The sequence below is a fragment of the Falsiroseomonas sp. HW251 genome (assembly GCF_050563545.1).
Taxonomy (GTDB): domain Bacteria; phylum Pseudomonadota; class Alphaproteobacteria; order Acetobacterales; family Acetobacteraceae; genus Falsiroseomonas.
Map to the genome: position 1 here is coordinate 274,242 of NZ_JBNXUM010000006.1, position 9,177 is coordinate 283,418.

Genomic DNA, 9,177 nt, shown 5'->3' on the forward strand with positions numbered 1-9,177 from the left:
CACGACGGTCGCTCGGGTGATGGCGCTGGCAGCGACAGTTGGCTGGAAGGTCAAGCCAAGCCGGTGCAGCGCAGCCCTCCGATGTTAGCGTGTCGCATCGTCGCGATCGAGGTAACCACACTATTGCAGTAGCGCGCTGGCGGCCTGAAGCCAGTGCCGGTTGGGTATACTGCGAGGGCGACTCGCCAGGCGTTCGTAAGCGAGGGCGAGCGCCACGTCGCGCATGCCTCCGCGCGTGGTGGACTCTATCAGTGTCCATTCGATGACGTCGCGCTGAGCTTGGCTGCCGCCCATCTGCCAGAGGTCGGCTCGCACCGGCAGGAGCCGCTCGGCTGCCTGAACATAGCTGCCTTGGTGGAAGGCCGAGAGTGCCTCGACGATCGGGATCACCACGGTGCGATAAGGGTGGGACATCTCACTGTCTCCGGCGGCAAGCTCGCGCATTGCCGCCAGACGCTGTTCACAGCGATTCTCCTGCCCGGAGGCGAGTTCAGCCATCGCAGCGTGGATATCGGTGAAAGGCACGGCCGTATTGTCGGAGTGACCTTCCCACAGCGCTGCCAATTCGCGCCAGCGGACGCCGGCGTCGCAGCCCATGGCGTGGAGACGCCAGAGCAGTGAGGTGGTGTTGGCGAGGTGCGATGCCAGGCGACGCTGGGTGCGCATCGCCGGGCCGTCACAAATGGCGAGCGCGGCGTCGTTCTGCCCGAGTTCGATATGGAACAGCGCACGGTGCCACCAGAGATGCAGCTGATACCCGTGCTCTGGCGAAGCCCAGAGCGCCTCTCGCGCGGCCATCCGGCCGAGGCCGTCCTCTGGGCGCCCCGTCATTTCCATCACGTGGGTGACCGTATGGTGCGGGAAGAAGCCGAGCGGCTCGAGTTCCGCGGCAAGACGGGACTCATCTTCTGCCCGCGCGTAGTCGCCGGATTCCTCAAGGCCGAAGGCGTGGAACGCGAGTATAAAGCCGTAACCGTCCATCGCCGATGCCCAGAACGGCAGCGCACGGCCGCTGCGGACGCGCACCCGCGGCAGGCGACCGAGATAGACGTCGAGCATGACCGCGACGGTGTGCGCGAGTAGGTCGCGGGGATACGCCATAAGATGTCGCTCGAGCAGCGTGACGGCAGCGCCTCGCGCACCGCGAACGGCTTCGTCGAGCGCGAAAAGGTGGGCGGCTTCGCGCACGTTCAGCTTCAGCGGTCGGATGGTGTCGGTCAGCGCCCGAGCCATGGCACGGGTGACGGGATCGTTCGGCAATACGAGCGCCCAGGCTTTGCCAATGCGAGCCATGGCAAACTCGGGCGCAGCGGCGATTGCGACATCGAAGCCAGCGATCGGGTCACCATGCATCAGTGAAAGCGAACGGACAGCGGCATCATAAGGCGCGACGGCACCTGGCGCGGCACCCGAGAGCACGTGGCCTTGCGCATCGCGGAGCATCACACCGCACTCCCTGTCGCAGCGCTCCGGGCGAAGCGGGTCGCGCCGTTGCTGAGCATACAATCAGTGTGCATGGCGCCACCGCGTCCACCAACCTAACTCTCGGCGTCGTGATGCGCACGGACGTCTGGAGGCTAGCGACCTCAGCGAACAGGTCAGAGCTCTGTTCACCTCCGAGCAACGGTCGTTGGTCGGTGGTGAACAAGCACCGACTGTCAATCCTCGTGCTGAGGGCCGGCCAACCTGCGCTGGTGATCACGGCTCTGCAGGATGATTGCCTCGAGCGGTGGTCGTTGAGCACCCTGCCAGTGCGCTTCGTGGCGGGCCCTTCCAGCGCCTGGTTCCGCGAGGCTGGGTCGTAGTCCACGCCGTAGGGCGGGTCCGTCACCATCAGGTGCGGGCACACGCCGGTCAGCGCCTGGGCCACCGTCTCGGGATCGGTGCTGTCGCCGCAGGCCAGGCGGTGCCGCCCTAGGATCCAGACGTCCCGTAGCTGACTGACCGGCTGCTCCGGGACGGGCGGGATCTCGTCCGGGTCGGTCAGGCCCTCGGTGGCGTCGATCAGCAGCTTCCCGATCTCGCCGAGGCTTAAGCTGGCCAGGCCGAGATCGAAGCGCAGCAGGTCGTCGTCCCAGCCGGCATTCAGCGCCAGCTTGTTGTCGGCGAGAATGTAGGCCCGGCGCTGGGCAGGCGTGAGGTGAGACAGCTCGATGGTCGGCACCTCGGTCAGGCCGAGCTTGCGCGCGGCCATGAGGCGGCCATGGCCGGCGATCACACCGCGCTCGCCGTCCACCAGGATCGGGTTGGTAAAGCCGAACTCGCGGATGGAGGCGGCGATCTGCGCAACCTGCGCGTCGGAGTGCGTCCTGGCATTGCGGGCGTAGGGGATCAGCTCGGCGACGGACGCGGTCTTGTAGGGCGGAAACATCGACCCGAAGGGCGCTGCGCTCATTCGGCTTCTCCTTCGAGCAGCTGCGGCTCGACGTCGTTGCCACGCGGATCAATGAAGCGGCGGATGACGACGAGTGGCGCCACTGGAGCAGGCAATGGCGCGCCGCCCGGTCCGCCGACCTCGACGGCGTGCTTCTCGCGCCAGCCAGCGCGGGCCTTTAGCCAGAAGATCGTCGCGGCGATGTTCCCCGGCGTCGTGGCCTGCTGGTACAGCGTCTGTGCGACCCGCGCGTTGGCCTCGACGGTCGCGGTGTAGAGCTCGTGCCGGAAGCACTTGCGCAGCGTGGGTGGGCTGCACTTCGGCACGAGCGCAATGTCGTCATGCGGGACGCCATAGCCGGCCATTGCCTTGACGATCCGTCGCTGCTCATATGTTGGCGCGAATGCCTTGCGTCCCATCGCTCCATCATCCGGCGCAGCGATGGCACCGTCTGCGCGCAGCGGCAGAATACCGGATCGCGAATCAGGGCTGCAATGCGACGCGGTTGCGATGTTTTGCGCTACGCTACGACGGCAGCCAGGGCGCTGGCGCGGCGGCCGACGAGGCGCCCCCTTTTTGTGCGCGGGACGTGGCGCGCGGGGAGGTGGCTCACCTTGGCGGCGGAACTCCTGACCAGCGACCGGTGCGACGCTTGCGACGCTTTAGAGCCATACTCCTTTTACGCGTACGCGCGCGTAGAGAGCGAGCTGTCAAATGCGTCGCTATGCGTCGCTCGTGTCGCTCAGGCTCTTGCGTCGGTCGCTTCGCTTGTCGCCGCCACTGATTGGACGTGGCGTCTGACGCAGATGCCGCGATAACCCCGCCCGCGGAAGAGCTCACAGTCCTTGTCCTTGACAAAGCCCCGGCGCTGTAGCACCGCCGCGAGCCATTTGGGGCTGCGCACATCCTCCCCGCGGTCCCGAGCAAATTGCTGCCAGGATCGGCTCAGCACAGCGACAGCGTCACCCACCTTGGGGCTCACCTCGCATCTCTCGTCTATCCAATGCTGCACGACGTCCTGGTCGTCGAAATAGCTCTGCGTTGCATCGACCACGATTTGCGGTACCCCGAGGCCGTGCTCCTGCCAGGCCAAGCACCCCTCGATCATCCACCGAAGGATGCTGGGCCACTCCCTCTGAAGCTTATCTGTCAGGTACGGGTCGGGTACTGACGGTTTGTGCCCGAATGGGATCATGTGAATGCGCCGGCGCGCCGCATCATCGACGTTCTGGAGGGCGGGCTGGTGATTGCCGCTGATGGTCAGCTTAAACGTCGGCGTGAAGGTGAAGTTGTCGCGGTTCATGAAGCGCGCTGTGATCGGATCCCCGCCGGTGAGCGTCTTGATGCGCGCCTCTGCCCAGGGCTTACCCTCCTCGACCTCTGTTGTCAGGACCAACCGGGCGCCATGGAGCATCGCAAGGTCAGTGCTATGGCGGTGCCCGAGTTGCGCAGTGAACGTGTCCATCGCCGCAGTGACCGCGTAGGAGCCGAAGATGCGGTTGACGGTTTGCAGGAGCACGCCCTTGCCGTTCCCGCCGCCACCATGGATGAACACGAGCGACTGCGCGTTCGTAACTCCGGTCAGCGAATAGCCGAACCAGCGTTGCAGGAAGGTCATCAGATCCTGATCGCCACCTGTCGCCTGGTTCAGGAAGGCGAGAAAGAGCGGACAATCGACGCGATCTGCTGGCGCGCAAGCAGTCAGGCGAGTGATCATGTCCTCTCGCCGCGCTCGGCAGATCAAGCCCGTGCGGAGATCAACGGTGCCGGCCGGCGTACCGAGCAGCCACGGATCCGGGTCCCAGGCAGCGGCTGTTAAGGCGAAGGTCTGATCGGCCTGCGCGAAGCGCTCCACTGCACCCGTGAAGTTTGCCCTCCCGACCGCGGCGCGAATCCTGAACTGCATGCCGGCGCTGAGCCTGTCAGCAAGGTCGCGCGCCAAGTCAAACGTGAGGCGCGTCTCATATTTCGCCCAGTGGGTGTCCTGCCAGACGTACCACGCGCCCTTTGAGTGGCAGTAGCGCAGGAGGTCGCGGTGCTCCCGCGCAAACGCTGCAGCGACGCCATGCTCGGTCAGTTCCACTTCAACCTGGCTGTGCGCGACCGACGCGATCGCGGCCGTATCGGCTGGAGCGTGCTAGGCAACGGCACGTCTGCCCGCTCGCGCCCGCTTCGGTGCCCAGCCGTGCTGGCGCGCTTCCCAGAAAAGTGTGCCCGCGCTCGTTCCCAATGGGCTGGTTCCGAAGCTCAGCCACTTCGCCCACGATGCGGCGGGGTCGTTCTTCGGGGATTGTGCTGACCAGGCCAGAAAAAGGTCCTCGCCCGCGGCGTCAGGCGCAACCGCAGTGCCGTCGCATCGCCCTGGAAGCTGCCGTCGGGCATGGTCGCGCTTCAGCCCCCGCCCCGGAGGTGGTCGGCCTCGTAGGCCAGGACGTCTTCGAGCCGGTATACGACGCGGCCGCCCACCTTGAGATACGGTGGCCCAATCCGTTGCCAGCGCAAACGCTCTAAGGTGCGGGCGCTGATACGCCAGCGCTCAGCCAGGTCTGCCTGGAGCAGATGGTCGTGGGGGGCTCGAGTGCGCCAGGGTGAGGCCATGCGAAGGGTCCCGCGGTTCGGGGTGACCCTGCGAAGCTAGTGCGTGCCGTTGTCCGTAATTGGCCTGTCCGATGTTCAGTTGAACGTAAGCGCGGCGACGGGACCCTCGGGTGCTGCGCTTGACGATCAGCTCTTGTCGGCTGCGGCCCAATTCCAGGGCATGAGCTCGTCGATGCGGCTGTTCGGCCAGCCGTTGACGAGGCGGGTCAGCACGTCGGTGATGTACCGTTGTGGATCGACACCGTTCAGCTTGCAGGTTTCGACCAGTGACGCGACGGCCGCCCATCTCGCTCCGCCGTCGTCGCCGGAGGCGAACAGCGCATTCTTGCGGCTGAGGCAGATCGCCCGGATGGCGCGCTCCACCGTGTTGGTGTCGAGCTCGATGCGGCCGTTGTCGAGGAACCGCACCAGACCCTCGCGATGGTTCAGCGCGTAGCGGATGGCCTCCGCCGTCGGACTGCCGCCGGGCAGCCGGGCGAGCTGCGTCGTCAGCCAGGTGAACAGGCCGTCGGCGAGGGGCCGACTTCGCTCCTGCCGGGTGGCGCGGCGGATGTCGGGCGGCTTGCCGCGGACCTCCGCCTCGATGGCGTAGAGCGCGGCGATGCGCTGCAACGTCTCCTGTGCGATCGGCGCGGACTTGCCCTTGGCGAGTTCGATGAACTCGCGTCGTACATGGCTCCAGCAGAATGCCAGCGTGATGCCGTCGTGGCTTGCCGCCAGCGCCTTGTAGGCGCCGTAGCCGTCGCAGTGCAGAATGCCGCGGTAGCCCGCCAGCAGCGCCTTGGCGTGCTCCGCCCCGCGACCGGGCGCGTAGTGGAACACCACCGCTGGCGGGTCCGCCCCGCCCCAGGGCAGGTCGTCGCGTGCGATCGCCCAGGCATAGCCCTTCTTCGTCTTGCCACGACCGGGGTCCAGCACTGGCATCGTGGTCTCGTCGGCGAACAGGCGGGCCGAGGTGAGCAGGATCTCCCGCATCCGCCGCACCACGGGCACGAACTCCAGCGCCCCCGTGCCGGTCCAGTCGGCCAGCACCTCCCGGCCGATCTCGATCCCCTGGCGCGCCAGGATCTGCGCCTGGCGATAGAGCGGCAGGTGGTCGGCGTAGCGCGACACCATGACATGCGCGACCGTCGCTTCTGTCGGCACGCCGCCCTCGATCAGGCGGGCCGGGGCGGGCGCCTGCAGCACCACGCCGGGACAGGCCCGGCAGGCCAGCTTTGGACGCCTGGTGACGAGGACGCGGAACTGCGCGGGGATCACGTCCAGCCGCTCAGCGGTGTCGACGCCGATCTTGACCAGCGGGCCCTGGCAGCAGGGGCAGGCCGTCGTCTCCGGCGCCAGCACCTCCTCGATGCGCGGCAGGTGCGCCGGCAGCCGGCCGCGCCCCTCGCGGCGGCGCCTCGCCTGGTTCTCGCGCAGCGTCGGCGAGACCTTGCCTGCCTCCGCCGCGTTGCCCGCCAGCGTCGCCTCGATCTCCTCGAACGCGAACAGCAACTGCCCCTCGGGCAGCCGCTCCGACTTCGCCCCGAACTGCCGCCGCTTGAGCTTCAGCAGCAGGTGATGGAGCCGCTCGTTCCGGCTCGCCAGCGCGTCGCGCTCCGCGGACAGCGTTTCCACCAGCGCCCGCGTCTCGAGCAGCAGCGCGCGCAGCACTGCGGGATCGTCCGGCAGGCTTGATCATGCCGCCGAGGCCCGGATCGCGCGCAGCACCGTCGTCAGCAGGTCCGCGTCCGTGCCAGCGCCGACGCGCATCACCGCGCCGGCCAGCTTGATCTCGATCGTTGGCGTCGTGCGGGCTGATGCAGTCATCGGCTCAGGCGCTGGCGCTGGCGCTTCCGCCACAATCGGTACGAAGGCCGGCGGCGCCACTGCACCGCGCCGCATCTCTCGCCGCCAGGTGAAGACCTGCTGCGAACTGACCTGCCAGCGCTGCGCTACATCGGCCACCACCGTGCCGGGCTGCAGTGTCTCGTCGACAATTCGCGCCTTGTCGTCGTCCGACCATTTCCGCCTGCGGCCAGGACCCGTCAGGAGCTCGACGCACCGATAGCCGCCGTCTCCAGTGTCATCGCTAATGTCGACCATAATGTCGGCCCGAAGCTCCATGCTCCACGCCGACCCAGCACATCCAGCGCCCGCACCGGAAGACGGGCCTCTACGCCGCGCTTACAGTTGAACCGCTCAGTTCTGCCCAGATTTTTCGCTCAGCAATTGCGTGTACATCGGCGGCAGACGAGTGCGGATGGTATCCACATGCGGCACCCTGAGGTCCGGGTTCTTGCGAGCTTGCGCCGCCATACGCCGCCCGAGCATGCGAGCAATCTCAGACCAGTTCGGCAGACCGCCATCCTGGCGCTGCGCGAGGGGATCAATGACCCCGCACCGCCTGCTTGATGGCGGGAGAAAAACTCGCTCTTCCACGCTGCTTGACGTTCAGCGGGGTTCCGCAAGGATCCACATCCGGACCGCTCAGCATGCTCTGCGTCTCGGCCGGGCGAGGGTCGTTTCTCTCTCCCGCTCCAGAGTTGGACAGAGCAGAGCGAGACGCCGTGACCGCCGCAAACCGGACGTCACCCACCGTCGCGACGTTGCGTACAAAGTCGAACTCGCACTCAGCTGCCCAAGCGCCGGGAATATGCGTCGGCGTTGTCGTGAGAACCGGCCTGGTTTGCACACCCGAGAGGTAGAACTGGCCGCGCGTCAGGCGGTGGACGAAATCAGCATAAAGGCGGCGCCAGGCACCAACGATCAGCGTGTAATCGGAGCCGCCGAGCATCCACTCTTTTTCAAGGGGCCGCCGCAGTTCGCTGTTTGGAACGAGTCGCGGCCCCGTAAAGCACGACATCTCATCGGCTGTATGGGTGCGCTCACAACGCCGCACTGCCTCAACAAGGTCCGGATCCGACCAATCTACCAGCGCATCCAGGAGTGTGATGGCGCAAGAGCCGTCCCCGTCCGACATGCCACCCCCTTCGACTCCGCGGGGACGCCACCCCGGCCGATTCGAGCCGCCGCACGCGTCCGGAGGGCGCCATGCCCTGGTGCGCGGCCTGGCGCCAGACGCGCTGAAGGCCGCGGCATGACCGCCGCGACGGCGCACTGGCGTGATCGCGACACGCGCTGACCCGGCGCTGCTGAAGGCGCTGGCCCGGGCGTTCCGATACCAGCGGCTACTGGACGAGGGGCGGTACGCGTCCGTTACCGAGATGGCGGCCGCGGAGAAGATCGAGCGCGGGTACCTGGGGTCGCTGCTGCGGCTGACGCTGTTGGCGCCGGACCTCGTGCAAGGCATCCTGGATGGCCGAGCGTCCTCGGACCTGACCCTGCCCCGGTTGCCGGAGCCGTTCCCGGCCTGTTGGGCTGAGCAGGGGTCGCCGTTCAGCCGCCAGCCTCACCCGCGGGAAGGAGCACATCGGTGACGCGGTTCAGTTTCGCCCTCGGTGACCATGGCCACGACCACTGACGCAAGACGATGTGTCGGTGTCTGACCGATAGCTTGCCCTTGTGGTGAGGAGTAGGCTCCAGTCTAACGCATCGCTCGTGGAGGCAGGATCATGCACATGAACCTACGCCGCTATCCCACGATCGGGGTTGGTCGAAGCCTGATCGAGAAGTCGGTGAACGACGAGTTGCTGCCTGCGCTGAGATCCGCAACGGGCGCTGGTGTCAGCGTGAGCGGTTTCGCGGACGCGGAGGCAGCGCACCGCTCGACCAGCGCGGCCCGGCAATGGCTGGCGCGACACTTGGACTTTTTCCCCGCGCGCGGCGACGAGTTCGCGGGCGAGTGCTTCGTGCACGAGGAGACGCCGCAGCAGACCTCCGTTCAAGGCGATGCGCTACCCTACATCCTCGTCCGCGTCCTTTCAGGCGTCCCGGCAACGCAGGACACCCGGGCCTTCGTCGAGCAGCGGACACTCCCGATGATCGCGCGCTCGCCAGGTTCCGCTGCGTCTGGATGGCACGAGGCGACCGGGAAGCAGATCGGGCCGTGGTCGCCACCTTCTTTGACGACCTGAACGGGGCCACGGCTTGCCATGATGCGGCGGTGGGGCTCCTGCGCGAGGGGTTACCCGGCGTTTCGGTAGCCCAGGTTCTGCACGGGCGTGCTGTGATCGCCGATGTCGACCCAATGCAATCGGCCGCGAGGATCTAGTAGTTGAAGATCCGGCGGCACGCGGCGTGACGTCTAATCCTACCGCTTCGGT

General features: G+C 66.9%; 11 protein-coding genes. 2 read left to right on the forward strand and 9 right to left on the reverse strand.

Annotated elements, in window-relative coordinates:
* Positions 1 to 120: 120 nt before the first annotated feature.
* From ACLF3M_RS09830 to ACLF3M_RS09870, 9 genes are all read right to left on the reverse strand, one after another.
* A complete protein-coding gene (locus tag ACLF3M_RS09830; protein WP_430656730.1) occupies positions 121 to 1,443 on the reverse strand; it encodes a tetratricopeptide repeat protein in 1,323 nt (440 codons plus the stop codon).
* Positions 1,379 to 2,395, reverse strand: a complete 1,017-nt coding sequence (locus tag ACLF3M_RS09835; RefSeq protein ID WP_430656731.1) for a ParB N-terminal domain-containing protein — start codon at positions 2,393 to 2,395, stop codon at positions 1,379 to 1,381. The genes ACLF3M_RS09830 and ACLF3M_RS09835 overlap by 65 nt, the downstream gene beginning before the upstream one ends.
* The gene (locus ACLF3M_RS09840; protein WP_430656732.1) at positions 2,392 to 2,793 is read right to left on the reverse strand and encodes a hypothetical protein; all 402 of its coding nucleotides are present in this window, start codon (positions 2,791 to 2,793) and stop codon (positions 2,392 to 2,394) included. Before ACLF3M_RS09840 ends, ACLF3M_RS09835 begins: the two co-directional genes overlap by 4 nt.
* Positions 2,794 to 3,116: 323 nt before the next feature.
* A complete protein-coding gene (locus ACLF3M_RS09845) occupies positions 3,117 to 4,457 on the reverse strand; it encodes a phage/plasmid primase, P4 family (RefSeq protein ID WP_430656733.1) in 1,341 nt (446 codons plus the stop codon).
* A 54-nt stretch (positions 4,458 to 4,511) separates the two neighbouring features.
* The gene (locus ACLF3M_RS09850) at positions 4,512 to 4,823 is read right to left on the reverse strand and encodes a PriCT-2 domain-containing protein (RefSeq protein WP_430656746.1); all 312 of its coding nucleotides are present in this window, start codon (positions 4,821 to 4,823) and stop codon (positions 4,512 to 4,514) included.
* Positions 4,766 to 4,972, reverse strand: a complete 207-nt coding sequence (locus ACLF3M_RS09855; RefSeq protein WP_430656734.1) for a helix-turn-helix domain-containing protein — start codon at positions 4,970 to 4,972, stop codon at positions 4,766 to 4,768. The genes ACLF3M_RS09850 and ACLF3M_RS09855 overlap by 58 nt, the downstream gene beginning before the upstream one ends.
* A gap of 126 nt (positions 4,973 to 5,098) precedes the next feature.
* The gene (gene tnpC / locus ACLF3M_RS09860) at positions 5,099 to 6,622 is read right to left on the reverse strand and encodes an IS66 family transposase (protein ID WP_430656747.1); all 1,524 of its coding nucleotides are present in this window, start codon (positions 6,620 to 6,622) and stop codon (positions 5,099 to 5,101) included.
* Positions 6,623 to 6,649: 27 nt separating this feature from the next.
* Positions 6,650 to 7,078, reverse strand: a complete 429-nt coding sequence (gene tnpA, locus ACLF3M_RS09865; protein ID WP_430656735.1) for an IS66-like element accessory protein TnpA — start codon at positions 7,076 to 7,078, stop codon at positions 6,650 to 6,652.
* A gap of 262 nt (positions 7,079 to 7,340) precedes the next feature.
* Positions 7,341 to 7,934: a hypothetical protein gene (locus ACLF3M_RS09870; protein WP_430656736.1), complete on the reverse strand. Its 594-nt coding sequence runs from the start codon at positions 7,932 to 7,934 to the stop codon at positions 7,341 to 7,343.
* A gap of 142 nt (positions 7,935 to 8,076) precedes the next feature.
* Between ACLF3M_RS09870 and ACLF3M_RS09875 the strand changes: the two genes are divergently transcribed.
* Positions 8,077 to 8,391 (forward strand): hypothetical protein, encoded by a 315-nt coding sequence (locus tag ACLF3M_RS09875; RefSeq protein WP_430656738.1) that lies wholly within the window; start codon positions 8,077 to 8,079, stop codon positions 8,389 to 8,391.
* A 141-nt stretch (positions 8,392 to 8,532) separates the two neighbouring features.
* On the forward strand, positions 8,533 to 8,988 hold the full coding sequence (locus ACLF3M_RS09880) for a hypothetical protein (protein ID WP_430656739.1): 456 nt from the start codon (positions 8,533 to 8,535) through the stop codon (positions 8,986 to 8,988).
* The last annotated feature ends 189 nt before the right edge of the window (positions 8,989 to 9,177 follow it).

Coding starts and splice junctions, on each gene's coding strand:
- ACLF3M_RS09830 (WP_430656730.1), bottom strand. CDS start 1,443: ATGCTCCGCGATGCGCAAGGCCACGTGCTCTCGGGTGCCGCGCCAGGT.
- ACLF3M_RS09835 (WP_430656731.1), bottom strand. CDS start 2,395: ATGAGCGCAGCGCCCTTCGGGTCGATGTTTCCGCCCTACAAGACCGCG.
- ACLF3M_RS09840 (WP_430656732.1), bottom strand. CDS start 2,793: ATGGGACGCAAGGCATTCGCGCCAACATATGAGCAGCGACGGATCGTC.
- ACLF3M_RS09855 (WP_430656734.1), bottom strand. CDS start 4,972: ATGGCCTCACCCTGGCGCACTCGAGCCCCCCACGACCATCTGCTCCAG.
- tnpA (WP_430656735.1), bottom strand. CDS start 7,078: ATGGAGCTTCGGGCCGACATTATGGTCGACATTAGCGATGACACTGGA.
- ACLF3M_RS09870 (WP_430656736.1), bottom strand. CDS start 7,934: ATGTCGGACGGGGACGGCTCTTGCGCCATCACACTCCTGGATGCGCTG.
- ACLF3M_RS09880 (WP_430656739.1), top strand. CDS start 8,533: ATGAACCTACGCCGCTATCCCACGATCGGGGTTGGTCGAAGCCTGATC.